Origin of the sequence: Edaphobacter sp. (assembly GCF_035763405.1) — a bacterium.
GTDB lineage: Bacteria > Acidobacteriota > Terriglobia > Terriglobales > Acidobacteriaceae > Edaphobacter.
In genome coordinates, this window is sequence record NZ_DASUBE010000126.1 from 1 (window position 1) to 24634 (window position 24634).

At 61.0% G+C, this 24634-nt stretch carries 25 protein-coding genes; 7 read left to right on the forward strand and 18 right to left on the reverse strand.

Annotation, left to right across the window (positions count from 1 at the left end):
- The 3 genes from efp to VFU66_RS12475 all read right to left on the reverse strand — a co-directional run.
- The coding region (efp, locus tag VFU66_RS12465) for an elongation factor P (RefSeq protein WP_326446586.1) at positions 1-551 on the reverse strand (551 nt) is incomplete at its 3' end.
- A 121-nt stretch (positions 552-672) separates the two neighbouring features.
- Positions 673-1668 (reverse strand): nuclease, encoded by a 996-nt coding sequence (locus tag VFU66_RS12470; protein ID WP_326446587.1) that lies wholly within the window; start codon positions 1666-1668, stop codon positions 673-675.
- A gap of 12 nt (positions 1669-1680) precedes the next feature.
- Entirely contained in the window at positions 1681-2265 is a 585-nt protein-coding gene (locus tag VFU66_RS12475) for an anthranilate synthase component II (RefSeq protein ID WP_326446588.1), read from the reverse strand.
- A gap of 86 nt (positions 2266-2351) precedes the next feature.
- Here VFU66_RS12475 and VFU66_RS12480 point away from each other — a divergent pair, with 86 nt between their 5' ends.
- Positions 2352-2624: a hypothetical protein gene (locus VFU66_RS12480; protein ID WP_326446589.1), complete on the forward strand. Its 273-nt coding sequence runs from the start codon at positions 2352-2354 to the stop codon at positions 2622-2624.
- A 9-nt stretch (positions 2625-2633) separates the two neighbouring features.
- Here VFU66_RS12480 and trpE read toward each other — a convergent pair whose 3' ends face one another.
- On the reverse strand, positions 2634-4166 hold the full coding sequence (gene trpE / locus VFU66_RS12485) for an anthranilate synthase component I (RefSeq protein ID WP_326446590.1): 1533 nt from the start codon (positions 4164-4166) through the stop codon (positions 2634-2636).
- Between the two features lie 219 nt (positions 4167-4385).
- On the opposite strand from trpE, the gene VFU66_RS12490 reads away from it, so the two are divergent.
- Positions 4386-5651, forward strand: coding sequence for a Glu/Leu/Phe/Val family dehydrogenase (locus VFU66_RS12490; RefSeq protein WP_326446591.1), 1266 nt, complete (start codon positions 4386-4388; stop codon positions 5649-5651).
- Positions 5652-5657: 6 nt separating this feature from the next.
- Here VFU66_RS12490 and VFU66_RS12495 read toward each other — a convergent pair whose 3' ends face one another.
- Both VFU66_RS12495 and VFU66_RS12500 read right to left on the reverse strand, forming a co-directional pair.
- A complete protein-coding gene (locus tag VFU66_RS12495; RefSeq protein ID WP_326446592.1) occupies positions 5658-6863 on the reverse strand; it encodes a lactonase family protein in 1206 nt (401 codons plus the stop codon).
- 8 nt (positions 6864-6871) lie between these two features.
- Positions 6872-7351: a hypothetical protein gene (locus tag VFU66_RS12500; protein WP_326446593.1), complete on the reverse strand. Its 480-nt coding sequence runs from the start codon at positions 7349-7351 to the stop codon at positions 6872-6874.
- A gap of 112 nt (positions 7352-7463) precedes the next feature.
- Between VFU66_RS12500 and VFU66_RS12505 the strand changes: the two genes are divergently transcribed.
- A complete protein-coding gene (locus VFU66_RS12505) occupies positions 7464-8729 on the forward strand; it encodes a cation:proton antiporter domain-containing protein (RefSeq protein WP_326446594.1) in 1266 nt (421 codons plus the stop codon).
- 23 nt (positions 8730-8752) lie between these two features.
- Here the strand turns inward: VFU66_RS12505 and glmM are convergent, their stop codons facing one another.
- Genes glmM through VFU66_RS12525 form a run of 4 tightly spaced genes read right to left on the reverse strand, consistent with a single transcriptional unit; the run spans position 8753 to position 12316 of the window.
- Entirely contained in the window at positions 8753-10090 is a 1338-nt protein-coding gene (glmM, locus tag VFU66_RS12510) for a phosphoglucosamine mutase (protein WP_326446595.1), read from the reverse strand.
- Positions 10087-11670 (reverse strand): exodeoxyribonuclease VII large subunit, encoded by a 1584-nt coding sequence (gene xseA, locus VFU66_RS12515; protein ID WP_326446596.1) that lies wholly within the window; start codon positions 11668-11670, stop codon positions 10087-10089. The genes glmM and xseA overlap by 4 nt, the downstream gene beginning before the upstream one ends.
- A 37-nt stretch (positions 11671-11707) precedes the next feature.
- A complete protein-coding gene (locus tag VFU66_RS12520) occupies positions 11708-11932 on the reverse strand; it encodes a DUF2905 domain-containing protein (RefSeq protein WP_326446597.1) in 225 nt (74 codons plus the stop codon).
- A gap of 12 nt (positions 11933-11944) precedes the next feature.
- Positions 11945-12316: a response regulator gene (locus VFU66_RS12525; protein WP_326446598.1), complete on the reverse strand. Its 372-nt coding sequence runs from the start codon at positions 12314-12316 to the stop codon at positions 11945-11947.
- 440 nt (positions 12317-12756) lie between these two features.
- On the opposite strand from VFU66_RS12525, the gene VFU66_RS12530 reads away from it, so the two are divergent.
- Both VFU66_RS12530 and VFU66_RS12535 read left to right on the forward strand, forming a co-directional pair.
- Entirely contained in the window at positions 12757-13794 is a 1038-nt protein-coding gene (locus VFU66_RS12530) for an ion channel (protein WP_326446599.1), read from the forward strand.
- 14 nt (positions 13795-13808) lie between these two features.
- Complete coding sequence (locus VFU66_RS12535) at positions 13809-14363, forward strand: GNAT family N-acetyltransferase (RefSeq protein ID WP_326446600.1); 555 nt, start codon at positions 13809-13811, stop codon at positions 14361-14363.
- A 55-nt stretch (positions 14364-14418) separates the two neighbouring features.
- Here VFU66_RS12535 and msrA read toward each other — a convergent pair whose 3' ends face one another.
- Positions 14419-14895 carry a peptide-methionine (S)-S-oxide reductase MsrA gene (gene msrA / locus VFU66_RS12540; protein WP_326446601.1) on the reverse strand — a complete coding sequence of 159 codons (477 nt, stop codon included), beginning with the start codon at positions 14893-14895 and terminating at the stop codon, positions 14419-14421.
- A 209-nt stretch (positions 14896-15104) separates the two neighbouring features.
- Positions 15105-16025 (reverse strand): pseudouridine synthase, encoded by a 921-nt coding sequence (locus VFU66_RS12545; RefSeq protein WP_326446602.1) that lies wholly within the window; start codon positions 16023-16025, stop codon positions 15105-15107.
- 230 nt (positions 16026-16255) lie between these two features.
- Between VFU66_RS12545 and VFU66_RS12550 the strand changes: the two genes are divergently transcribed.
- Positions 16256-17251 carry a zinc ribbon domain-containing protein gene (locus VFU66_RS12550; RefSeq protein ID WP_326446603.1) on the forward strand — a complete coding sequence of 332 codons (996 nt, stop codon included), beginning with the start codon at positions 16256-16258 and terminating at the stop codon, positions 17249-17251.
- A gap of 44 nt (positions 17252-17295) precedes the next feature.
- Here VFU66_RS12550 and scpB read toward each other — a convergent pair whose 3' ends face one another.
- Positions 17296-18351 (reverse strand): SMC-Scp complex subunit ScpB, encoded by a 1056-nt coding sequence (gene scpB / locus VFU66_RS12555; RefSeq protein ID WP_326446604.1) that lies wholly within the window; start codon positions 18349-18351, stop codon positions 17296-17298.
- 70 nt (positions 18352-18421) lie between these two features.
- Here scpB and VFU66_RS12560 point away from each other — a divergent pair, with 70 nt between their 5' ends.
- Entirely contained in the window at positions 18422-19561 is a 1140-nt protein-coding gene (locus VFU66_RS12560; RefSeq protein ID WP_326446605.1) for an endo-1,4-beta-xylanase, read from the forward strand.
- 92 nt (positions 19562-19653) lie between these two features.
- Here the strand turns inward: VFU66_RS12560 and VFU66_RS12565 are convergent, their stop codons facing one another.
- Genes VFU66_RS12565 through VFU66_RS12585 form a run of 5 tightly spaced genes read right to left on the reverse strand, consistent with a single transcriptional unit; the run spans position 19654 to position 24631 of the window.
- Complete coding sequence (locus VFU66_RS12565) at positions 19654-20628, reverse strand: segregation and condensation protein A (protein ID WP_326446606.1); 975 nt, start codon at positions 20626-20628, stop codon at positions 19654-19656.
- An 11-nt stretch (positions 20629-20639) separates the two neighbouring features.
- Positions 20640-22223, reverse strand: a complete 1584-nt coding sequence (gene trpS / locus VFU66_RS12570; RefSeq protein WP_326446607.1) for a tryptophan--tRNA ligase — start codon at positions 22221-22223, stop codon at positions 20640-20642.
- A 59-nt stretch (positions 22224-22282) separates the two neighbouring features.
- On the reverse strand, positions 22283-22975 hold the full coding sequence (locus tag VFU66_RS12575) for a site-2 protease family protein (RefSeq protein ID WP_326446608.1): 693 nt from the start codon (positions 22973-22975) through the stop codon (positions 22283-22285).
- A gap of 27 nt (positions 22976-23002) precedes the next feature.
- Complete coding sequence (locus tag VFU66_RS12580) at positions 23003-23818, reverse strand: acyltransferase (protein ID WP_326446609.1); 816 nt, start codon at positions 23816-23818, stop codon at positions 23003-23005.
- Between the two features lie 21 nt (positions 23819-23839).
- Positions 23840-24631 (reverse strand): SIMPL domain-containing protein, encoded by a 792-nt coding sequence (locus tag VFU66_RS12585; RefSeq protein WP_326446610.1) that lies wholly within the window; start codon positions 24629-24631, stop codon positions 23840-23842.
- Between the last annotated feature and the right edge of the window lie 3 nt (positions 24632-24634).

The following is a 24634-nucleotide window of genomic DNA, read 5'->3' on the forward strand; positions in this document are numbered from 1 at the left end:
CTCATGTACGCGCCTTCGGCTGTGTCCACGCGGATCTTCTCGCCTTCGTTGATGAACGGCGGCACCTGGACGACGAGGCCGGTTTCGAGCTTCGCCGGTTTGGTGACGGACGATGCGGTGGCCGACTTGATGCCCGGCTCGGTCTCGACGACGGTCATCTCGACGACGCCCGGAAGCTCGATGCCGACAGCCTTGCCGTCGTGGAAACTGACCGCGATGGTGAGGTTGGGCAGCAGGTAGTCCACGGCGTCGCCCAGCGTCTCGCGCTTCAGGTGCGTCTGCTCGAAGGACTCCATATCCATGAAGTAGTAGTCGTCGCCGTCGCTGTAGAGGTACTCCATCTTGACCTCATCGACGACGACACGGTCGATGGGGTCGGGCGAGCGGAACCGCTCGACGAACATGGCGCCGGTGCGGATGTTGCGCAGCTTGGCCTGGATGAAGGCGCGGAGGTTGCCGGGCGTGCGGTGCTCGACCGAGAAGACGAGGTGCAGGTCGTCCTTGAACTTGATAACCATGCCCGGACGCATCTGCGTTGCTGGAATTGACATAAGAAAACCCCTGATCTAGCGATCTGTGCTGACGGTCCGTGCGGAACGCAGCCTGAACTTTTGAGAATGGGCGCGGGGAAGGTGGAGGGCCAATGCGCCGCCGAGTCACCCGCTACCTCTTTTATTGTAACGTACTGCCGGGTTTCGACCTTCTGAACAGGCGCTTGAAAAAGTGGCCAATGGAGTGGCCGAAGCCCTTGCCTTTGGATGCAGGCGGGGGCGGGGCCTGCGCGGTGGCCGTCTCATCGGGAGACGAAGCTGCCTGCTTGCCTTGCGTGGAAGACTCGGCGGGTGTCGCAGACGAGGGCTTTGGGTGAGTGTCGGCAGCGCCGTCGTAGTGGAGCGTGGTCGCAACCTGCACGTGCGTCACGCCGGGTGTGGCCTGCGGGACGGCGGGCTTTGCAAGACCGTCGCTGATTGCAGCAGGAAACGGGTGCTGCGCGGCGGCGGTCTTGCTATCGACTTTGCTGCCTGGAGCGGCGGGCGTGAGCGAGGAGAGACCCGCATCCGCGACCGAAACGACGGGCGGCGGCGGGCACCCGCAGGGAGAGGTTTCGTTATCGACGACCTCCTTCAAGCTGGCGTGCTCGAAGAGCACATGCTGGCCGCCGATGAGAATGTACATCGCTCCGCCGAAGGAATCGGTGATGCGGAGCGCAGGGGCGTCCGCGCCGCGATTCTCCATGCACGTGTCGCCGCTGCTTGTGACCCGCATCCGCAGGTCGAGCGGGCCGCTGGCCTTCATGGCGATGCGCAGGTCCGGAGTCATCACGACGTCGCTTGTGGTGACGGGCATCTGGAGCTCGACCGCGCCGTGGTCGAGCGCGAGCAGCAGCGGCCTGGGGCCTGACGTGCTTTTGCCCTCGGTCAGGTGCAGACTGCTGGTGGAGCAGACGCGCACCTCGCCGCCGCGCGTCAGCTTCACCGTTGCCGTGTGGTCTTTCGCTGTGACCGTCGCGCCTCCTTCGAGTGAAGTGCGGCCATTGGCGACGACCAGCGCACCGGCAACGGTTGCGTCCTCGACCGAAACTGTACCGATAGGCTGCGGGACTGGAGCCTGTTGCGCTGATGCGAACGTCACCACTATCGCAAACATCGCCGCCAGCCGAAGCACCATCGTCAGGTCCGCCTACATCTTCAGGAAGTTGTGAACAATCTCTTTGCCATGCGCCGTCAGCACGCTCTCCGGGTGAAACTGCACCCCTTCAATCGGCAGCTCGCGGTGGCGCAGCGCCATGATGGTCTCACCGTCAAGCGTGCGGGCCGAGACCTCAAGCTCCTTTGGCAGGTCTTTGTCGGCGACGATCAGCGAGTGATAGCGCGTGCAGGTCATCGTGTGCGGAATACCGCTAAAGATGGTCTTGCCGTCGTGCTCGATCTCGCTGGTCTTGCCGTGCATCAGCTTAGGCGCGCGCACCACGTTGCCGCCAAACGCCGCGCCGATGGCCTGATGCCCCAGGCACACGCCGAGCAGCGGCACTCGCCTTCCTGCGCGATTAATCTGTGCGAAATGCCGGATCAGGTCGATGGAGATTCCCGCATCCTGCGGCGTACATGGGCCGGGCGAGATGAGAATGCGGTCGGGATGCAGAGCTTCAACCTCGGCGGGCGTCAGCTCGTCGTTGCGGCGGATGACCATTTCGGCGCCCAACTCGCCCATGTATTGGACAAGGTTGTAGGTGAAGGAGTCGTAGTTGTCGAGAACGAAGACCATGGCGATATTTTGATTTTACGCTGACCGGCGTGCTGGTAAGGCAACAGGCTGGGCCGAGCCGGTCTCTAACCGAGAAGGTGGTGCGCATGTCTCACGAATCAAGACGCTGGAAACACTTTGCAGCCATGGCCCTGATCGGCGATGGCGTGATGGCGGTCGTCAGGCCGGAGGACGACGCTCTCGCCTGGAAGCATGGCCCCGCGCCCTGGAAGGCGCTGATGGGCAGCCTCGAAGAACATCCCACGCTGACGCGGTGCATCGGCGCAGCGCAGATCGTGGGCGGCATCTGGTGGGCGCTGCATCAGGATCATCAGTACCAGCGGCAGACCGTGAAGGCAAAGGAATCGCTGCCGTCGTAACCTTTGGCATCAGCTCTGGCGGGCGCGTTCGATGGCGCGGACAACGGCCTGCGCCTTGTTGAGGCTCTCCTCGTACTCCTTCTCGGGTACCGAATCAGCAACTAACCCTGCTCCAGACTGGATGTGTCCTTTTTCGCCGTCCATGTAGAGCGTGCGGATGGCGATGCAGGAATCCAGATTGCCGTTGAAGTCCGCATAGAGGACGCTGCCGCCGTAGACGCCGCGCCGTGCCGGTTCCAGTTCTTCAATGATCTCCATGGCCCGGACCTTCGGAGCGCCGCTCAACGTGCCTGCGGGAAAGCAGGCACGCAGCGCGTCGATTGCGCCGAGTTCCGGCTTGAGGCGGCCTTCGAGCGACGTGACCAGGTGCATGACGTGGCTGTATCGCTCGACGAACATCAGGTCCTTGACGCGCACGCTGCCGAACTCGCTGACACGGCCCACATCGTTGCGCCCCAGGTCCACAAGCATGATGTGCTCGGCACATTCCTTTTCGTCGGCGCGCATCTCGGCCTCGATCTCGCGGTCGCGCACCTCATCGGCGCTGCGCGGCCGCGTTCCGGCGATAGGCCTGTACTCAATGTCGCGTCCATGCACGCGCACCAGCAGCTCGGGCGATGAGCCGACGATGTGCGCCAGCTTCGGCTTGCGTTTGGCGCTGCCACCATCCTCCTGCGCGAATCTGAGGAAGAACATATACGGCGATGGATTCACGATGCGCAGCGCACGGTACACATCGAACGCCTCGACGCCCGGCTCGCAGTCGAAGCGTTGCGAGAGCACGCACTGGAAGACGTCTCCTGCCGCAACGTACTCCTTTGTCTTCTCCACGCCGCGCAGAAACTGCGCCTTCGACGTGCGATGCACCAGCTTCAGCTTGCCGTCTGCCTTCTTCTTCTTCGGCCTGGGTAGCGCTGAGGCGAGCCGCTTCTCCAGTTTGTTCAAGCGCCTGACCGCGCGCTCGTAAGCTCCAGTGAGCGGCTCGCGCTTCAGGTCGGCTGTGACAATCAGGTGAATCTCCTTCTTCACGTGGTCGAAGGCGAGCACCTGGTCGAAGAACATCAAACATGCATCAGGCACGCCCAGCTCATCCTTCGCAAGGGACGGCAGCTTCTCGATCAACCGCACAGCATCATAAGCAAAAAAGCCCACCGCTCCAGCGGTGAAGGGCGGAAGTTCGGGCAGCCGCGCCGGTGTGTGCCCACTCAGCTCGCGCTTCAGCTCATCGAAGATGTCGCCGGTCAGGTTTCGCTGGCGCTTCCCTTCGCTGATCTTGATGGACTGTCCGCGCGCGACCATCTTCTTATACGGCTCGATGCCGATGAACGTGTAGCGCCCAACGTGCTCGCCGCCTTCGACCGACTCCAGCAGGAACGCCTCCGGCTCCTCGGCTGCGATGCGCAGGAATGCCGACACTGGCGTTTCCAAGTCAGCCGTCACCGTGCGGTATACCGGCACCAGCGAATGCTTCCGTCCGAGCTTCAAAAACTCCTGGGCAGAGGGCAGAGCGTTGGTGGCAGGCTTCGACGCAGATTTTGGCATAGGTATAACCATCATAACCCGCGCATAAAAGCATTCTCCCTGTGTTTGCGCCTGTTAACTGCGCACATGCGGGTAATTGCCCACCTTCCCCGCCAAAGCCTATACTCCATCGGGCCTGGCCACAGACCGGTCTGGCGCAGGCTCAATTCTGCTTCCCGCAATGGGGAAACAACGGCCGGAGAACCGCTGATACCAGCGACGGACAAGAAGGAACCCACCATGCAGACCCTCACACTCGAGCAGGAGACCAACCCCTGGGAGGCCCAGGCCGCTCGATTCGACTTCGCCGCGAAAAAACTCAACCTCGACGAGGGCATCTGGCGCGTTCTCAGCCAGCCCAACCGCGAGATCATCATCCACATCCCCGTCGGCATGGACGATGGCTCGATTGAGGTCTTCACCGGCTATCGCGTGCAGCACTCTTCTGCGCGCGGCCCGGGCAAAGGCGGCATTCGCTACTCGCCCAATGTCACACTCGACGAGGTGCGCGCGCTGGCCAGTTGGATGACGTGGAAGTGCGCGGTCGTCAACATCCCCTTCGGCGGCGCCAAGGGCGGCGTTATCTGCGACCCCAAAAAGATGTCGCAGGGCGAGCTGGAGCGGCTGACACGCCGCTACACCGCTGAGCTGATCGAGTTTCTCGGCCCGGAAAAAGACGTCCCAGCGCCGGACATGGGCACCGACGAGCAGACCATGGCATGGATTATGGATACCTACTCGATGCACATGCGCCAGACCGTCAACGCCGTCGTCACGGGCAAACCGGTCAACCTGGGCGGCTCGCGCGGACGCAAGGAAGCCACAGGGCGCGGCGTCTCGGTCGTCTGTGACGAAGCGCTTAAGCAACTGGGCATGACGGCGAAAGGGTGCAGGGTCATCGTTCAGGGCTTCGGCAACGTGGGGTCGAACACAGCGAAGCATCTCGCCGAGAAGGGCTACGCGATCATCGGCATAGCGGAGTACGATGGCGGACTCTTCAATGCGAAAGGCATCGACATTCCTGCATTGATCGAGCACCGTAAGCAGGCAGGCACGATCACAGGCTTTGCCGGAGCCGAGGCCGCCGACAAAGACGAGCTCATCACCCGCCAGTGCGACATTCTGATTCCCGCAGCCACGGAGAACGTCATCACCAGTCACAATGCTGACCGGATACGCTGCCGTATTCTATGCGAAGGAGCCAACGGCCCCACAACGCCGCTGGCGGATGAAGTGCTCGGCGACAAGCACGTCTTCATCATTCCGGATATCCTTGCCAACGCAGGCGGCGTGACGACCAGCTACTTTGAGTGGGTGCAAGACCGCATGGGCTACTTCTGGACGGAGCCCGAAGTAAACCAGCGGCTGGATCACATTATGTCGCAGAGCTTCAAGGACGTGACGGCCTATGCGAAGACCCACGGCGTGAACAACCGCATTGCAGCCTACATGCTGGCCATCGACCGCGTGGCCTACACCACAAAGCAGCGCGGCATGTACGCCTGACCCGCCTTAGGCGAACAGCGTGTACATCGGCGAATCGATGGAGACGGTCTGGACGGGTCCCGTAAGGCGGCCCGTCCCCTGCTCGCGGCGGAAGACCGTCACGTTCGCCGAGTCCTGGTTGCCGCACAGAATCCACTGCGCCGTTGGATCGAGCGTGAAGTGGCGCGGTGTTTTGCCGCCTGAGGAGATGCGCTGCACCAGCGTCAGGCGCCCATGGTTGGCATCAATCGCAAAAACCACCAGCGTATCTTCGCCACGATTGCTGGCGTAAAGGAAGTCGCCGTCGGGCGAGACCGCGATCTCGGCAGCAGTGTTCTTCTCCGCCGGAAAATCCTTGGCGATGGTGCTGACGTGATGGTTCGTCGTCACCAGCAGACCCTCGGCAGGCTTGAGCGCATGGGTTTCGGTCCAGAGATAGTGGTCGATGGTCGAGTCAATCTCGTTGATACCATAGAGCCATCGGCCATTGGGATGGAAGACGACGTGGCGGTTGCCTGAGCCGGGCCTTCCGTTTGTGAACAGATATGGCTGGCTGGTGGTCAACCGGGCGGTCTCTGGATCGATGCTAAAGACAGAGATGTGATCGGTGCCGAGGTCGCAGACCAGCAGAAACCGGTTGTCCGGCGAAATGGTTGTGCAGTGAGGATGCGAACGGTCCTGCCGGGCGGCGTTTGGACCAAGCGCGCCGAACTTCGCGTGGTCATTGAAATCAATGCGTTCGACCGGAGAACTGAGATCACCGTCGGGTTCAATGCGGAACGACGCGACGGTCGAGCCGAAGTAGTTGGCGACGAACGCTGAATTGCCGGTTGAATCGACCGAGACATACGCCGGGCCAGCGCCGCCGGAGAGCACTTTGCCGATGTAACGCAGCCCGCCGTTTTTTTCCATCGCAAAGGACGAGACCGTGGCAGCAGGATCGTTGATGGCATTGACGGCGTAAAGGTAGCGCGGGCCGCCGCGAGCGGGCGTCAGCGCAAGAAACGATGGCCGGGCTGTGGCAGCGGCGAGCAGCGGCGGAGTCAGATGGCCGGTCAGCGTGTCGAAGCGCGACTGGTAGATACCCTTTGCGCCCTTCATCGTGTCGGTGCCGAAGTAGACCCTGACTGGCGGAGGAGGCGCGGGCTTCTTTTTGTGAAAGAGAGAGGCGAGATCCTGCGCAGAGGCAGTTGCCGCCGGAAGGAGCAGGAGAAATCTGCGCCGCGTCAGCATTGGCACCTTCAAGCCGGCTCGCCGGGCAAGTGGATGGCCATCTCATCCTCGGCCCGGATATTTTCGTTGATGACAGGCAGACTGGGCAGCTTGTCGGTGCGGCCCGCCTCCTTCACTACGGCGTTGGCGTGTTCAAGCACTTCATCGACCGTCATGGTGTACATCTCGCGGCCGTTGTCGTAGCCGGAGAGGATGGCGTGCTTCAGGTAGCGTCCGGCAGTCTGCGCGGCCAGATAGTCAGTGATGACATGGCCGGTGCGGCGCTTCTGCTCTACCCAGGCCTGGTTGGGCATGGCGATCCAGACCGGCTTGCCGTTCACGGCGAAGCGAATGTCGGTGGCATCGGCGTGGCGAGTCGCAATCGCCACCACCGTTCCCTTCCAGACGCAGCGGAGTTTTTCTCCGGTCCAGCGGTCGGTTACATTGAAGTCTTCATACATGGTCAGTTCCAGATTAAACGCTGCAGGCCGCAACCGCAAGACGTCCATCTGCGCCCTTCCCGTCGAAGATAGTCGTAATGATGATTTTGCGCTCAGCATGTCTTATAGTTAGTCACTCCTGCGCTCAAGCTCGATTGGAGCGACGGTTCGTGACCAGACTGTGACTTTAACCCTCACCAATCTCTTCGGACTGCTCGGCGGACTGCTTGTGCTCGCCTACGTGGCGAACCGCTTTTCGCGCCGGACCCGTGTGCCCGACGTGATTGTCCTGCTGGGCAGCGGTATCATTCTGGGCCCGGTACTGCACTGGATCGACGCCGCTCGGTTTCCGGAGATCATACGCGGTGTGGGCACGCTTGCCCTTATTCTGATCCTCTTCGCCGCCGGCCTTGAACTGGACTTGCGCCGCTCGTGGAGGCAGTTCTTCTCCGGGATGGTACTCGGCATTCTGAGCTACGCCCTCACCATGGGGGGCGTCACCTGGTTCTGCCTCCGTGCGCTTCACATGCAGAAGCTGCCGGCGATGCTGGTGGCGGCTCCGCTGGCCTGCATGAGTGGATCCATTGTGCTGCCCATTCTGGATCAGCTCGATCTGCGTTTCGATCTGAAGACAACGCTGGTCATCGAGGCGTCATTCGGCGACGGCCTCGGCGCGCTCGTGGTGGGAGTGCTTCTGAGCATGGCGGACGGTACACACATGCAGAGCGCAGGCGCCATCGTGCGCGGCATGTTTGCCATGTTCTTCTTCCGGTTTCTGCTGGCGGTCGTCATCGCTATCGTGGCTGCGTTTCTGTGGGTGCGGCTACTGCCGCATATCTCCGACAAGCAGTTCTGGCAGGCCCTCACCTTCGCCGCAGTGCTGATGGTCTACTCGGCAACGCATGCGCTGGGCGGCAGCGATCTCGTCGCGGTCATGGTCTTCGGCGCAACGCTGACCAGCCTGCTCGATCCGCAGAACCCCCTGCAGCAGGGCTTTGAGCTGCTGCCCGCAGGCCGGAGCAACCAGATTCACTCCTTCCACTCGGAGCTGGCCTTTCTGGTACGGAGTTTCTTTTTTGTGCTGCTCGGCGCGATGATCCGCTTCAGCGGCCTCAAGGAAGAGCTTCTTTCGAGCGTCGGCATTCTCGTGGTGTTCCTTGTCGCACGGATGATCGCCGTTACCGCGAGCCGCGTGGCGTGGCGCGGAACCTCCTCGCGCGAGCGCGAACTGGCTACATTGCTGATTCCGCGCGGTCTGATCACGGCCGTCCTCGCGCTCGCAGTCGTTCAGGCCATGCCCACAGAGCTTGCCTTCCTTCCCTCACTCACCTTTGCGCTGATCCTGTTCACGAATGTGCTGGTGCTGATTGCATCCATCCGCGCCGTACCGCTGGCGGTGCCCCGGTCCGAAGAGGTATCGACGGCGAACAGCCTCCCGCCTTCCTGATGAAGGAGACGGTCGAGAGGCACTTATGCTCCAAGCTCCGCGCGGATGGCATTGGCGATGGTCTCGGCGTGATGGCGCATCAGCGGCTCTGATTCGGCCTCGATCATCACTCGCGCCAGCGCCTCGGTGCCGCTGTAGCGGATCACGACGCGGCCTGAGTCGGCCAGTTCCTTCTCAGCCGCTGCGATGGCTGCAACGACCGTGGGAATCGTGTCGAGCGGCTTCTTTTCGCGCACCTTGACGTTGACGATCACCTGCGGAAAGACCTTGAGGTCCGCAACCAGATCGGCGAGAGGCTTGCCGCTGCGATGCACCATGTCGAGCACCAGCAGCGCCGTCAATAGGCCATCGCCCGTCGTGCTGCGGCCCGAAAAGATGATGTGACCGGACTGCTCGCCTCCGAGCGCCGCGCCGGTCGCGATCATCTGTTCGAGTACATACTTGTCACCCACGTTGGCGCGGTGCATCTGGATGCCGCTGCGCTTGAGCGCGGCTTCGAGGCCCATGTTAGACATCGTGGTAGCAACAACGGTGTCGTTAGCCAGCAGACCACGCGCCTGCAAATCGCGCGCAGCCAGCAGGAGCACGGCGTCGCCGTTGACCACGCGGCCACGATGGTCGGCGAAGAGTACGCGGTCGGCGTCGCCGTCAAAGGTGATGCCGAGGCTTGCGTTGCAGCGGACGACCTCGGCGGCAACGGCCTCCGGGTGCAGCGCTCCGCATCGCTCGTTGATATTGCGACCGGTGGGGCTGGCGTGGGTGATGGCGACCTCGCCACCAAGATCAGCGAATAATTGCGGAGCTACGCTCGAAGCCGCTCCGTTTGCGCAATCCACCACAATACGCTTGCCGTCGAGCGAGAGCCCAGGCACGGCAGCCAGCAGAAAGTGAATATAGCTGGCGCGGTCAGCCTCGTTCACCGCAGGCGGAGCTGCGTGTTCCAGCGCCGCCGGAGATACGTTCATCTGACGAAAGATCTCTTCCTCGATGGCCAACTCGGTTGCGTCGGGCAGCTTGTATCCGTCCGAGCCGAAGACCTTGATGCCGTTGTCCTGCCAGGGATTGTGCGAAGCCGAGATGACGACGCCGGCTGAAAAGCCCCGGGAGTGCGTCAGAAACGCGATGGCAGGCGTGGTGATGATTCCCGCGCTCTCGACCGATGCTCCGCCGGCAGTCAGTCCCGCTGTCAGCGTCGCCGCGATCCAGTTGCGCGACTCGCGTGTGTCCATGCCGAGCAGCACACGCGGCGCAGTGCCGAGATGGTGCGCCAGCGCAACGCCAATCGCATAGATTGTGGCGGCGTCCAGGGGGGGCTGCCCAGCCACACCGCGAATACCATCGGTTCCAAAGAGCTTCTTCATCGTTTTCCTGTCTCCGTAAAGTTGGTCGCTGTTACCGTGGCATCGAGCGAGCCCGTGCCGAGTCTGACGTGAATGTTTTGTCCTGTAGCGGTATCCGCCGCCGAGTGCAGTAACCCACCATCTTCAGCGTAAATGAGCGCATAGCCCCGCGACAGCACCGCTACGGGCGAGAGCGCCTCAAGCTGAGCGGACGCGCGTTGCAAGCGAATCTGGAACGCCGCGATGGTCTGGATCGGAGCGCGGCGCAGCCGTTCATTCGCGCTCTGTAATTGGCGCTCGGCTGCGGCAATCAGATGAGAGATATTTTGACTTCGCAGCCGCTCGGTCAACACTCCCAGCCGTTGTGTCTGCACCTGAACACTCCGGCGTGCCGCTGCTTCAAACCGCAGTTGAAGCTCGTCGATGCGCTGTCCGCGACGATCGACCGCGTCGCGCAGACGCTCCATCACCGACTCCGGCGAGAGCTTTGCATAACGCTGGCGCGCGTGCATCAGATGGAAGCGGCCTGCACGATGAATGCGCGATGTCAGCGAGTCGATGCGCTCTTCGACGCGATGCTGCGCCGCCGTCACCAGTTCAGCAGCAGCCGAAGGCGTAGGCGCGCGCAGGTCAGCGACGAAGTCAGCAATCGTGAAATCCGTCTCATGGCCAATCGCCGAGACGACAGGGATAGCGGATGCGGCAATCGCGCGTGCCAGCGCCTCATCATTGAATCCGGCGAGGTCTTCCATTGATCCGCCGCCCCTGGCGATGATGATCACATCCACAACACGGCGCTCGTTGAACCAGTGGATACCCGCCGCGACCGTGGAGCTGCACGTTGCGCCCTGCATCGTCGCGGGATAGACCAGCAGGTTCAGCCGCGCATGACGGCGGCGACCGACTGTGACGATGTCGCGGATGACTGCGCCCGTAGGCGACGTGATGACACCGACACAGCGTGGAAACGCAGGCAGCGGACGCTTGCGCTCTGCATCGAAGAGGCCTTCGGCCAACAGCCGCGCCTTGAGCTGTTCGAAGGCAAGCTGCAACGTGCCCGCTCCGCGCGGCTCCAGTGTTTCGGCGATGAGCTGCAACTGACCACGCGATTCGTACACCGAGATACGCCCACGTACCAGCACCTGAAGCCCATCGGCAGGCCTGAACCGCAGCAGCATCGCCTGACGGCGAAACAGAACCACCGGCAGTTGCGCTTCGCCGTCCTTGAGCGTGAAGTAGATGTGACCCGAAGGCGCTGGGCGGCAGTTGGAGATCTCACCTTCGATCCACAGGTCGCTGTAGCTCTCTTCAACTTGTTGCCGGATGCTGGCGACCAGCGAGCGCACGCTCCAGATGCGTCGCTCGGGTGCTCCCTCGTCCGGAACCGGCAGGATGTCGGCAGGCGTCGCGCTCTCCGCCTGAGCGGCCCTGCGGCGCGCCGGCACCTTAGCCGAACTCGCCGGGTCTTCTGGCGCAAAAAACAGGTCTGCCTGATCAGACGGATCAGTGCCGCGCTGAGATGCTCGCCGGGCTGGCTGCGCCTTGCCACGGCGCGCACGCAGACTGGCCAGTGTAGGCGGATTGTCTTCAGGGGCAGGCACGATGCTCCAGTTTACCGTGCAGGCGACATCATTTGCGCTATGGACGGAACCGGCCAATCACCCACAGCACGACGCTGATCAGCACGCTCAGTGCGATGCAGGTGACGATGGGGAACGAAACCGACCAGCCATGCCCACGCCACGTTACATCTCCCGGTAGATGTCCGAGTGGAAGATTCAGCTTTGTCAGGCCGATAACAACAAGACCGACTACGACCAGGACAATGCCGAAGAGTACAAGAAGACGGCCCAGATCGAACATGGCACAAAAAACCTACGCGGTGGACAGCATCGCCGCGGCCTCGCGCAGAAGCTCCGACGGCTGGCACGGCTTGGTGAGAATACCTACAGGACGCGGCAATTTGCTGGCCTGCTCGCGGACGTTCTTGAGATTCGAGTAGAACGCCGTGAGCACAATAATGCGACAGGCAGGAAACTCGCCGGTGATGTCATTGACCAGCGAAAGGCCATCGCGCTCCGGCATGGTCACGTCGCACAGCAGCAGGTCAGGGACGAACTCGCGGGCGCACTCGAGCGCCTCGTGAGCCGAGTATGCGGCCTTCGACGCAAAGCCGCTCTTGGCAAAGACGAGGGCGAGTGTGTCCGCGACAAGGCGATCGTCATCCACAACCAGCACGCGCCGCATGGCACTCTCCTTTCCTCCGCTTCCATAGGATGGACTCAGAAGCCCACTCAATGGTCATCAGGATAGGCGGAATCATACGCCATTTTCAGTGAACTTTTCGTGTATTTTTTCGATCCCGGTACGAATCGATTTATATAAAACGGGAGGGCGGAAATAAGTTCCACGCAGCCGGCACATTCCTCTCTACGGCGCGACAAATGTACCCAATCCGCTACAACGGATGCTCTGCTATGGTTGACCCAGAAGCTCCGTTTTGACTTCGCTGAAGGACATTCGCCCTGCACACCGCCGCTCTCATCGCCGGAGTTCTGTGTTGTCTGGCCGTCGCGCTCGACGCCTTCCAGACAATTATCCTTCCGCGCCGTCCCTCCGGACGCTTCCAGGTTACGCGCTTCTTTCTTGCCGCTACGTGGGCACCGTGGGCCAATGTCGCGGAGCGTATGAAGAACCCGAAGGCGCGTGAGCAGAGCTTCAGCATCTACGGGCCGCTCTCGCTGCTCATGCTGCTTCTCATCTGGGCGTTGCTGCTGATTCTCGGCTTCGGGCTGTTCTTCTTCTCGATGGGCTCACCCTTTGCCGACTCGATCGTCGGCTCGGGCGCGGGCGCCTGGACGCGCTTCGGCTCGGACCTCTACGTAAGCGGAACGACGCTGGGAACGCTCGGTCTGGGCGATGTATTGCCGCGCAGTCCGCTGGCGCGCACGCTCGTCATCTGCGAAGCAGGCGTGGGGCTAGGGTTGGTTGCGCTCGTCATCGGCTACCTGCCGGTGTTGTACCAGGCATTTTCACGGAGAGAGGTCAGCATCGCGCTGCTTGATGCACGCGCCGGCTCACCGCCCACGGCCATTGAATTATTGCGTCGACACAGCTTCGAAGGTGGCGATCATGCGCTTGAGGCGCTACTGTCCGAGTGGGAGCGGTGGTCAGCCGAGATACTCGAGTCACACATCTCCTATCCCATTCTGTGCTACTATCGCTCGCAGCACGACAACCAGAGCTGGCTCTCGGCGCTGGTGGCCATCCTCGACACTTGCGCGCTGCTGATCTCCGTGCTCGAAGAGAGACCGTCGCGGCAGGCGCAGTTGACCTTCATCATGGCGCGCCATGCGCTGATTGACTTGTGTCAGGTCTTCCATCTCCAGCAGAAGAAGACCTGGCAGAATCAGGCCCAGCAGGATCGACTGCCCACCTCCGAATTCGACCTTCTCTGTAGTGCGCTGGCGGATGCACATCTGCGCCTGTGCGGCGACCCGGCGACGTTGCGGAGGCTGCGCACGATTCGCTCGCTATACGAGCCCCACGCGCTGGCGCTGGCGGGGTACCTCAGGATGCCGCTACCAGCCTGGATTGCTCCACCTCGCGAAAAAGACCAGTGGAACCTGCTGACCAGGCTGCGCTCGGAAGCTGTTCTCGATGCGGAGCAGGCCAAAACGGGAGTCACTTCCTCATTTTTACGCGAGGACGAACATAGCCACTAAGCATGAAGGAATCTATGGCAACCGATAACCCACAACCTGCAACTGATGTCATGCTCACGATTCGCCCGGCCACGCCCGAAGACGTCCCGCAGATCCTCGCCTTTATCCGCGCCCTCGCCACCTATGAGCGCGAGCCGGATGCGGTCTATGCCACCGAAGCGGACCTCCTTCGCGATGGATTTACGGAAGGCTCTGCTCCACGCTTCTACTGCTTGATGGCCGAGCTGCGGCAGAGTTGTCACCTCGTCCCTGTCGGCTTTGCGCTCTATTTCCACAACTATTCCACGTGGCGCGGACACCACGGCATTCATATCGAAGACCTCTTCGTCCAGCCTGAGCATCGCGGTAAAGGCATCGGAAAGGCTCTGCTCACCCGCGTCGCCGCCATCGCACATCAGGAAGGCTGCTCGCGCCTCCAGTGGGATGTGCTCACCTGGAACACTCCAGCGATTGGCTTCTACGAACAACTTGGTGCAAAGGTGCTCACCGAATGGCGCACCATGCGCGTCACTGGCGAAGCCATCGCAACGATCGCCGCACAAGACAATCAGCCTCCACGGGTTTCGTAGAGGCTGATGGGGAAAAAGGAATGTTGACCGCTTTCAACGCCGGTCAGATATGTGTTCAGATATGGCAGCTCACCATGCCGCGTTTCTCCAGATACCGCTGGTGGTACTCCTCCGCTTTCCAGAACGAAGAGGCCGGAACGACCTGAGTCGCAATGGGGTTGCGATACGTACCGGAGGCATTCAGCTCAGCTACCCGGGCTCGTGCCTCGCGGAACTGTTGGTCGTTATGCGTGAAGATGACGCTGCGATACTGGGTGCCGAAGTCGGGTCCCTGACGATTCACCTGAGTCGGGTCATGGAGAGAGAAAAACGTATCCAAAAGCGACTCGTAAGAGATGCGCGATGGATCAAATTTGACTTGAACGACTTCCGCGTGGCCGGTGCGGTCAGTACATACATCCTGATAGGTTGGGTGTTCGAGTGTGCCGCCTTCGTATCCTACGGCTGTATCGATGACGCCTGTGAGTTCGCTGAATCGGGCTTCTACTCCCCAGAAACATCCTGCACCAAATGCTGCTGTTTCAATTGCCACTCGTATTGCTCCTTCTACGCCTATTGGATGCATTCGGCCCGCGATTGTCATCACCCGCGCTGTGAAAAAATCAACACAAACTCAACAACTTAAGTTGCACAGCGGGAAGTATTTTTGCGCTGTCCGAACACAGAGTCAAGAGACGAAAGTGTTAGACACTCAGGGGGTGCCTGGAAGGGTACATGATCAGCCGAAACGCCTCCCCCAGGCTAGCTGGCGGGGCGCCTGCCCGAACGCGATTTTGACGCTGGAGCCCGGTGTTGCTTCACAGGCTTTCGCTTCGCGGGAGCCTTCAGTTGAGCAAACTCCGGCGTCCTCTTCTTCGGGACGACCTTCTTGCCCTCGGCCGCGCGGCCCAGCGCCGTGACCTCACCCGGCGTCAGTTCGCGGAACTCGCCTGGAGGGACATCCAGACGCAACGCGCCATAGCCGATGCGGCGAATCTTTTCGACGTGATGGCCAATCTCCTCGAACATCTTGCGTATCTGTCGATTGCGTCCCTCGGTCAGGGTCAGTTCATACCAGGGGTTGTCGCCGCCACGCACCTGCTCCACCTTGGCCGGAGCGGTAATCACGCGGTCCCGACGCCCGCCGCGCACCTCGTTCAGCCGCCCGCGATCAATCATGATGCCGCGGCGAATCTGGTCGATCCCACTCTCCGTCGGCACGCCGCTCACCTTGACCAGATAAGTCTTCTCAACACCCGTTGCGGCCTTCGAGAGCGCATTGGCCAACGCGCCGTCGTTGGTCATCAGCAACAGGCCCTCGCTCAGGTAATCCAGTCTTCCCACTGGGTACAGCCGCACATGGTCGCCATGCGGCCCCTTGTGCTTTGTCATCAGCTGCATCACAGTAGGGCGGCCCTCCGGGTCATCGAGCGTCGTGACATAGCCGCGAGGCTTGTTGAGCATGTAGTAGCGTTGCTGCTCCGGCCCATGCAGCAGCTTGCCGTCGACGCGAATGTGGTCGCGCGCAGCATCGTGGCGTGTGCCCAGCTCCGTCACCACGTTGCCATTGACCTGCACTCGACCGGCAAGAATGAGTTCTTCGGCCTTACGGCGGCTGGCAATGCCGGCCTGCGCAAGGATCTTCTGTAGGCGGTCGCCTTTAGGTTCAGTATTTTCGACCATAGGCTCTATTATCGCCTGTTCCGTGAACTGCCAAAATCGCGGGGGCACCCTGCCCGGATTTCACTTGACTAACTGGCCGCGGAGAGGCTTTATGGATGCGTCTCTTTTTCGGGTTTTCCGCCGCGCCAGAACTCCCGGCTGCACGGCCAGCGTTGCAATGGGCCCCTTCAAAATCCTGCGCCCAAGGCATGATCGAGGCGCCGGTTTCCAGCACAAAGGAGATTCCTGTCATGGCAAAGTTTTGTGGATCATGCGGCGCACAGCTTGGCGACGCCTCTTCGTTCTGTCTTCAGTGTGGAGCGCCGCAGAACACCGCGCCTCTGCCGCAGCCCTCGGCCCAGCCTCCGCAGCCGCCCCCCGCGCAGGACTACGCGCAGGTGACTGCTCCGCCAGCCCAGCCTGCTTACACACCCGTCAACGCGCCACAGCCAGCGCAGTACGCTCCGGTGAACCCTCCGGGCGGCGCGCAGCCTTCCTATTCGGGGTACCCAGCAGCGCCGGTAGCCAAGAAGTCAGGCTCCGGAGTGAAGATTGTCCTCGCTATTCTTGCTGTGCTGTTTGTCGGCGCAGTCGTCGTGCTTGGCGGCCTCTTCTACGTAGGGCACCGCGTGGTCAACAAGATCAAGACCGAAGCCGCCGAAAAGGGCCTGTCGCTTCCCAGCGGAGACAACAGCTCTGCATCTGCATCTGCATCGACAGCAACGCACACCGACTACTGCGCCCTGCTTAACAAAGAAGATGTCGGTGCAGCCATCGGAGTGCCCATCGTTGCCACGCAAAGCACAGACGAGGGCTGCTCGTATCTCGCCAAAGGGACCCAAGCCGACATGACCGCAAGGCACATGTCCGCGCTGGCAGGCACCCGCGGAGCCGATAGCCAAACGCAGGACCAGGTCCATCAGATGGCAGGCACGCTTTTCAAAGCGTTGCAGGAAGAAAACAAGGAATCCGGCGCCGATGCCAATGGCAATGTGCCGGTCCTGGCATTCTCAATCGACACCACAGGCGCTCGTGAGCAGATGCAACTGAACTCGAAGGTGCTGGGCGTCCTCGGGCCAAACGGATCGACTGCAATTCCTGGTATTGGCGACGAGGCATTCGACTCGTCTGGGGCCATGATGTTCGTCCGCAAAGGTGACAAACTCATCCGCATCATCTATACGACATGCCCATGCAATACCGAAGCCATCAAGCCGCTGGCGCGCAAGCTGGCCGATGCAATCTAGCTTCCCGAAGCGGATAAGAGGCTTCCCGGCCTCTCATCCGCGTCCTAATTCTCTGCCGGCTCCGTGACTTGCTCTGCAACCTGTTCGATACCCTCACCCGGAGTCTGCACGACAGCCTCGCCTTCCGCGGGCTCATTCTCCCCATCCACACTCGCGGTCTGTTCGTGCTCAGCGCCTTCTGCCGATGCCGGCTCAGAGTGCTCCATGGGAATCTCTTCCTGCTCGGCAAGTTCTCCTGCCATCTTTTCGAACTCTTCGATGCTGGGAAGCTCGCCGATGTCCTTCAAGCCGAACCTCACCAGAAAGTCCCGCGTCGTCTTATACAGAATGGGACGCCCGATGACCTGCTTGCGTCCGGCTGTCGTCACGAGCTTGCGCCCCATCAATGAGCCGAGCACGCCGCCTGAATCCACGCCGCGAATCTCTGAGATCTCGGGAGCGGTTACAGGCTGCTTGTAGGTAACCACCGCCAGCGTTTCAAGCGCCTGTAGCGAGAGCTTCAGCGGCGGCTTCAGCGACTTCACAAATCCGCGCACTGCGTCGTGATACTCGGGCTTCGTAGCCAGGCGATAGCCACCGGCCACCTCGCGTATCTCCAGACCGCGATCCCCGTTGGCGTAATCGGCGATGAGCTGGTCGAGGATCAAACGGAAGTACTCACGCAGCCTGCGCTCCTTCTCACGCGCCTCACGCGCAGCCTGCTTGTCCTCCTTCGCTTCAGGCGCGGAACTTGCCTGCTCCTCGTTTGCAGTCGCGGCTGGCGCAAGATCCGTTGCCGTCTCATGGAACGGCACCGTGTCTTCAGCGGAACTCATGGCAGCGGCGTCGGCTTCCGCGTGATGATGCGCGGCGCGCGTGGCGGCTGCCTCCTGAGTCGCGGCAATTTGAAGGGCATGGCCAAGTGCCGCTGTTGGTTCGGTCTCGGCGTTCAACGTGTCCGCATCCGCAGACCCGTCTTCGAGAGTGAGCGCCTGTTGCGCCGATTCCTGGTGATCCAGCTCCGCTTGGCCCTCGTGGCCAAGCAGGCCCACAAGCTGGGCTAGCGTGACTGGTTCTTCGGAGGCGTAGATGACTGCTTCGATCTTTGCTTTGAGGCTCATAGTTTCGGTGTTCTACTAAGCATACCCAACAGCGCCCATGATTGCTTTCGCTAAATCAGGAGACCCAGACATGATGACCCGCAGAGAATGGATGAGACAGGCTGCCGGAGCCGCAGCAGCCGCAGCGTTGCCTACTGTGCTGACCAGTTCCGGCCATGCGGCAAGCGACAAAGAAGCGACCCCCGGCGCAGGTTCGCTGAAGGCCCACGCAGCAGCGCGTGGTCTGCTCACAGGCTGCGCCGTCAACGCAAACCTCTTCCGCGACGACCCGGCCTTTCGCCAGCTTCTGGCGGAGCAGTACAGCATCGTGGTCCCAGAGAACTGCCTGAAGTTCGGCTATCTGCGCCCCACGCCGGACACCTGGAACTTTGCCGACGCCGATGCGCTCGTCTCCTTTGCCGAAGCCCACAGCATGAAGGTGCGCGGCCACAATTTCGTTTGGCACGAGGCCCTGCCCAACTGGTTCGCCTCGACGGTGAACAAAGACAACGCGCGCAAATTCCTTGTCGATCATATCAACACCGTCGCAAACCGCTACAAAGGCAAAATACACTCCTGGGACGTGGTGAATGAGGCTATCTGGATCAAGGACGGCCGCGCAGATGGGTTGCGCTCTTCTTCGCCGTGGTTCCAGATGCTTGGCCCGGAGTACCTCGACCTTGCCTACCGAACCGCGCGCAAGGCCGACCCCCACGCCCTGCTGACCTACAACGATTACGGCATCGAATACGACACGGAAGATGACACGAAGAAGCGCGATGCAGTGCTCAGGCTGCTGCGCCGGATGAAGGCCGCAGGCACGCCCATCGACGCACTCGGCGTCCAGTCGCATATCCACACCGGCGATTCGTCTTTCGCTAAAGGCACCCGAGAGCTGCTCGACGGCGCTCGCTCGCTGGGCTTGCAGGTGTTCATTACCGAAATGGACGTGAACGACGACGGAGTCGCTTCCGATGACATCGCCGTGCGCGATCAGGAAGTTGCCGAGGTCTATCGCAACTATCTGAACGCCATGCTGCGCGGGCCTGAGGTCAAAGCCGTGCTGACATGGGGCGCTACCGACAAAAACACCTGGCTCAATAACGGGCCGAAGTTCCACCCCAAGCACCCCACGCGAGCAGAAAGGCCGCTCCCGTTCGACGCGGACTACAAACCGACACCCGCGTTCTTCGCCATACGCACCAGCTTCGACGAAGCGAAGCGCCGATAGCGGAGCCGCGGTCCTTTGCATTTCCATTCCATACCCTGAGCAAAGCCGAAGGGGAAGGAATCTGCTTTTACCTGCTGCTTCCCGAAGTCACTTCAGCGCCAGTCGTCACGCGCCTGCGTCTGGTCGGAGACCACCTGGTCAAAGGTTTCGGATTTCTTGACCAGAATATCGCCAAGCTGCACGGGCTGATGCAGCAATACTGCCTGTAGGCGCACCAGCTCCAGCATCGCCAGAAACATGCAGATCAACGCGCGCTCCGTGTGTGTGTTGTGCAGCAGACGCTTCAGACTGACCGGCTTGTCCTCCATGACGAGGCGGCGCTTCACATAATCAATCATCTGCGCTACGGTAACGGACTCCTCATCCACATTCAGGATGGGTCGCTCGCGCATCCGCGTCAGGATGTCCTGAAAGACACGCACAAGATCGACGGTATCGGCAGCAATCTCCTGATCCAGCCCGGCGTCTTCGCCCTGATCGCGGCGAAAGTTCTTCAGGCCGGGATTGCTCCAGGTCGCCTCTTCAATCTGCTGCTTCTGGAGCAGCATCTGCGCGGCGGCCTTGAATCGTTCGTGTTCGAGCAGTCGCTCGACCAGTTCGCGACGCGGGTCTTCAGCGTCCGCCCCAGTCACATCCGAAGGATCGCGCGGAAGCAGCATCTTCGACTTGATGTGAATCAGCAACGAGGCCATGTAGATGAACTCGCCCGCAGAATCGACGTCAACCTGCTTAAGCTGGTGCGTGTAATCGAGAAACTGGCTTGTAATGCGCGCGATGGGAATGTCGTAGATGTCGATGTTCTGCTTGCGGATGAGGTCGAGCAGCAGGTCGAGCGGCCCATCGTATACCTGGCCGACCGTGACGGAGAAGGGCGACTGCGACGCCTCCTCTTTTTCCCTCTTCTCCTTTTGGGCGGCGGCCAGCTTCGGATCGGGCAACGGCTCAGGCACAGGAGGGTGCTGGAGCGCGAAGGGCTCCTGCACAACGGGCTGGCCGGACGCCGGAGATTGCAGCTCCGCTCCTGCTTCCTGCTCGACAACTTCGGGTTGAATGATCTCGTCAGCCATGCACAGTTCTTCTAGTCACCGATGATCTGGTAGCCCGCCTCGGTGTCAGTCACGTCAATGCCTGGTGCGCCGGGAAGATGCAGAACGTAGTTCCCACCTTCACGCACCATGGAAAATTCAATGTTGTTCTTGCCCGCCTGCTTTTTGGCCGCGACCCAGGGAGCCAGATAGAGCTTCTGCGGAACCACAAAGTCACGGACGCGATAGTCTTTGCCCCAGCAGAGCAGCACCAGCATCTCGTAGGACTTGGGCTTGACCGAAAAGCTCCACGACTCCGCGCCATCGTCTTGTTTCGCAACCGCCACAAAGATGCGCCGCCCATTCTGCGTAATCCACACGCCATCAGCATCAGCCTTAAGCGACGTTCCTGCCGGGACGAGGTCCTTCTTCCAAAGCTCCCGCAAGTTGCGCGCCAGCACGGGCGCGGGCACATCCCACCAGTGCTTGAAGCTGGCCAGATTACGCGCGATCTGTGCGTCCTCCACACTGGAGGCAGCACGCTCCAGACGCACTCCGGAGCGGTCGCGCGAAAGCCCCGTCACCGCGCGAACAGCCTGCATCGTCTGCTCAGCGCGCTTCGCAGCCTGAACGGCTCCAAGGTAGAGCACCTCCCACACCTTCTCCGGGTTATCTTCCAGCGCCTCGCGGCGATCGCGGATGGGCGCAAGGTGCTGGTTGATCGAGTGCGCCGCCAGCATCTTGCACTCATCGCACCGGATCGTCGCCGCCCTGCAACCAGTCGTAATCTGCGTGAGGACCTCTTCGGAGCTGAACAAGCGATGCATGTCGCCAACCGGGCAGATCTCGGGGTCGCCTGGGTCCGACGGCACAGAACGCTGCCCGCCGTTGGTCATGCTCTGCATCTTGTAGACAACCTCTGCCGGTTTGGCCGAAAGCAGGATGCTGTTGCCGTAGCTCTTGGACATCTTGCGGCCATCAATCCCAGGCAGCTTGGGCGATGGCGTCAGCAGCACCTGAGGCTCAGGCAGCAGCAGCCGTTCCGGATCAGGTTCCGTAATCACCCCCGAGCCTTCCGCACCAGGCACCACCCGCTTCGGGCTGTAGAAGTAATTGAATCGTCGCGCAATCTCGCGCGTCAGTTCGACGTGCGAGACCTGGTCCTGTCCAACCGGAACAAAGTCAGGCTGGTAGATAAGAATGTCGGCAGACTGAAGCAGCGGATACCCCAGAAAACCATACGTCGCCAGGTCCTTCTCCCGAAGCTGTTCCTGCTGGTCTTTGTACGTTGGAACGCGCTCCAGCCAACTGAGCGGAGTAATCATGCTGAGCAGCAGATGCAACTCGGCGTGTTGCGGAACATGCGACTGAACGAAGATAGTGCACTTCTCCGGGTCAAGGCCAGCAGCAAGAAAATCGAGCGCAACCTCGAAGAGGTTCTGCTTGAGTTGGCTCGGATCGGCATAGTCGGTCGTCAGCGCGTGGTAGTCAGCGATGAAGAAGTAGCACTCGTACTGATGCTGGAGCTGCACCCAGTTGTAGAGCGCGCCCATGTAATTGCCCAGATGCAGGCGTCCGGTGGGCCTCATACCGCTCAGTACGCGGGGGCGCGAGGAGTTGATAGTCGTGTCAGTCATTTGCAGTCAAATGCAAGGGTAAATGATTCGGCAGGAAAAGGCCGCACCGCCGCACACACTCAGAGCGTAAACAGAAGGTGGTTGAAGGTGCTGAAGATCGGGCCAAAGAAGCTGTAAATGAAACCTCCGCCAACGAGAAAGAGTGCGATGAGCAGGACCATGCCCAGGCGGTCGTAAATCTGGACCGCGCGATAGGGGAGATAGTGGCGAAGGATGTGGCTGCCGTCGAGTGGCGGGATAGGAATGAGATTGAAGACGAAGAGCAGCAGGTTAATGAAGATGACGTAATACAGCAGAAGCGCAATGGGCGTAAGGACGGGCAGCCCAGCCGTAGCAACGCCCGGGGCTCTGGTGACAAGCGCAACGGCAGTTGCCACTGCCTGCGTTCCGCCAGAGTGCTTGATGACTATGAGCAGGATGAGCGCAACGATGGCAGAGAGCAGATTGCTGGCCGGACCGGCAAGTGTAACCAGAATGTCGTCGCGCCGGTAGTTCTTGAAGTTGCGCGCAGTGACAGGCGTGGGCTTGGCCCAGCCGATGAGCATTCCCCCATAGTAGAGGCCAATCAGCGGAAAGATGACCGAACCAAAGAGGTCGAGGTGCTTGAGCGGGTTGAGCGTGACGCGCCCCAACATCCGCGCCGTCGGGTCGCCCAGCCGCCAGGCCGTCCAGGCATGGGCGCACTCGTGAAAGCTGAAGGCGAAGACCAGCACGACGACCTGAAACACAATCAGAACGACTTCTTGGTTCATGGATATAAGTTTACCGGAGCTATCAGCCTACTCCTTATAAAAACCAGTCGTTCCCGGCTGAGTCTTTTGCCGCTTCGTCTTTGCCGGAATACCGACCGAAACGACCGACGGTGGAACGGGCCTGGTTGCCACGGCCATCGCCCCAACCATCGCATCTTCACCCACATTCGCCCCGGCAAGGACAGTGGCGTGGTAGGTCACGCGAGCGCGGGGGCCGAGCACGGTCGGCTTATTGATCACATCGGCCTGCACATTGATGTCGTGGGTGTGGGAGTAGATATTGGCGTAGTCCGAGACGCTGGTGCCCTCGCGGAGAATAAGTTCGCCGCGATCATCGAGCATAACGTTCTTGTGAATCGTACAGCGGTCTTCAATCGTCAGGTTGTAGCCGAAGGTGAACTCAACGTTGTGGAAGATTTTGACGTGCTTGCCCAGGTGCTTGAAGATATGCCGGCCTAACATGCAGCGGAAGCGATAACCAAGCCAGTTGTTGAGGCCAAGCGAAGAACGGTCGAACATCTGCCAGAAATAGATGAGCGGCTTACGGATGGCATATTGCTGAGGATCAACGTCGCCATAGTACTCAGGTTCGAGCGTGGCGTTGCGTGGGTCAAAGGACTCGACAAGAACGTTCGAGGCCAGCTCAGTGGTCAGTGAAGCCATGGCACGCCCGCTGTGCGCCCGGCCCAGGTAGATCTGGTACAGTTCGTCGCGGACAATCTCCGAGCGGCGGTCAGGCGACTGATGCCGCGTAAAGTCTTCGTTCAGTTGCGAGAGCCAGCGGCGGTAGACAGCCTCTGCTTCGGCGGTGGGCTTGGGATCGCGGTAGTTGAGGACGGGCATGGGGGTTCCTCCGAGAGCTTGCTATTCGATGGCGAAGACAGCATACACGGTGGCATTTTTTTCGATCTGGCGCGGATTGATGGCAAGCGGCTCAACCTTCTGCTCTGCCATCGGAGCGGCAGCCATCGCACGCATCAGCGGACGCACCGGCGTAGCCTGAACCTCGTTGCTGGCATAAAGCAACGCGCCGAGTTTGGCGTTAAGACTCTGCGCCATCTGCTCGGCCTGATCGCGTGCACGCTTTAGCGCCTTCGCAGCGGCCTCGGCCTGCGGCGCATTCTCATCCTTGAACGACCAATCAATCTGCCCCGACTGGTCGGCCCCGGCTTTGACAGCAATGTCCAGGGTCTTCGCGGCATCGGCAGCCGGCACCCGGACGGTCCAGCTCTGCGTCACCTGAAACTGCCGTCGGGCGCGCTCGGCGGCATCGAGCTTTTCAACCTGATATGGCTGCACCGGCGAGACGTTCTGGTTCTCGCTTTCAATCGCGTCCTTAGGAATGCCCGCTCCAGACAGCGCATTCATAATGGAGTTCGAAATCTTCGAACCTGTAGCGTAAGCGGCTGCCGAGTCCGGGCCGTAATCGATGAACCCGACGTGAACGGTAGCCGTGTCGGCCAGCGCAATCACCTTATCAGTCGCAGTGACAGCGATGGTGCGGTTTTCCTTGCTCACCTGAATGGTCTGGGCCGACGCAGGCAGGGCGGCTGGAACGACGGCGGCGAGGAATGCTCCGAGAAGAACGAGGACCGGTGTCTGCTTCGGACTGCGAGCGGGGCTGACGTGCGCGATAACGGCAAACGGTAGCTTCATTCG

Coding starts and splice junctions, on each gene's coding strand:
- VFU66_RS12520 (WP_326446597.1), bottom strand. CDS start 11,932: ATGTTCGATCTGGGCCGTCTTCTTGTACTCTTCGGCATTGTCCTGGTC.
- trpE (WP_326446590.1), bottom strand. CDS start 4,166: ATGCCAAAATCTGCGTCGAAGCCTGCCACCAACGCTCTGCCCTCTGCC.
- VFU66_RS12495 (WP_326446592.1), bottom strand. CDS start 6,863: ATGCTGACGCGGCGCAGATTTCTCCTGCTCCTTCCGGCGGCAACTGCC.
- VFU66_RS12545 (WP_326446602.1), bottom strand. CDS start 16,025: ATGGTCGAAAATACTGAACCTAAAGGCGACCGCCTACAGAAGATCCTT.
- VFU66_RS12560 (WP_326446605.1), top strand. CDS start 18,422: ATGATGACCCGCAGAGAATGGATGAGACAGGCTGCCGGAGCCGCAGCA.
- VFU66_RS12550 (WP_326446603.1), top strand. CDS start 16,256: ATGGCAAAGTTTTGTGGATCATGCGGCGCACAGCTTGGCGACGCCTCT.
- VFU66_RS12480 (WP_326446589.1), top strand. CDS start 2,352: ATGTCTCACGAATCAAGACGCTGGAAACACTTTGCAGCCATGGCCCTG.
- VFU66_RS12490 (WP_326446591.1), top strand. CDS start 4,386: ATGCAGACCCTCACACTCGAGCAGGAGACCAACCCCTGGGAGGCCCAG.
- VFU66_RS12525 (WP_326446598.1), bottom strand. CDS start 12,316: ATGCGGCGCGTGCTGGTTGTGGATGACGATCGCCTTGTCGCGGACACA.
- VFU66_RS12475 (WP_326446588.1), bottom strand. CDS start 2,265: ATGGTCTTCGTTCTCGACAACTACGACTCCTTCACCTACAACCTTGTC.
- VFU66_RS12535 (WP_326446600.1), top strand. CDS start 13,809: ATGGCAACCGATAACCCACAACCTGCAACTGATGTCATGCTCACGATT.
- VFU66_RS12575 (WP_326446608.1), bottom strand. CDS start 22,975: ATGAACCAAGAAGTCGTTCTGATTGTGTTTCAGGTCGTCGTGCTGGTC.
- VFU66_RS12580 (WP_326446609.1), bottom strand. CDS start 23,818: ATGCCCGTCCTCAACTACCGCGATCCCAAGCCCACCGCCGAAGCAGAG.
- VFU66_RS12565 (WP_326446606.1), bottom strand. CDS start 20,628: ATGGCTGACGAGATCATTCAACCCGAAGTTGTCGAGCAGGAAGCAGGA.
- VFU66_RS12470 (WP_326446587.1), bottom strand. CDS start 1,668: ATGGTGCTTCGGCTGGCGGCGATGTTTGCGATAGTGGTGACGTTCGCA.
- trpS (WP_326446607.1), bottom strand. CDS start 22,223: ATGACTGACACGACTATCAACTCCTCGCGCCCCCGCGTACTGAGCGGT.
- VFU66_RS12500 (WP_326446593.1), bottom strand. CDS start 7,351: ATGGACGTCTTGCGGTTGCGGCCTGCAGCGTTTAATCTGGAACTGACC.
- glmM (WP_326446595.1), bottom strand. CDS start 10,090: ATGAAGAAGCTCTTTGGAACCGATGGTATTCGCGGTGTGGCTGGGCAG.
- scpB (WP_326446604.1), bottom strand. CDS start 18,351: ATGAGCCTCAAAGCAAAGATCGAAGCAGTCATCTACGCCTCCGAAGAA.
- VFU66_RS12585 (WP_326446610.1), bottom strand. CDS start 24,631: ATGAAGCTACCGTTTGCCGTTATCGCGCACGTCAGCCCCGCTCGCAGT.
- VFU66_RS12530 (WP_326446599.1), top strand. CDS start 12,757: ATGAAGAACCCGAAGGCGCGTGAGCAGAGCTTCAGCATCTACGGGCCG.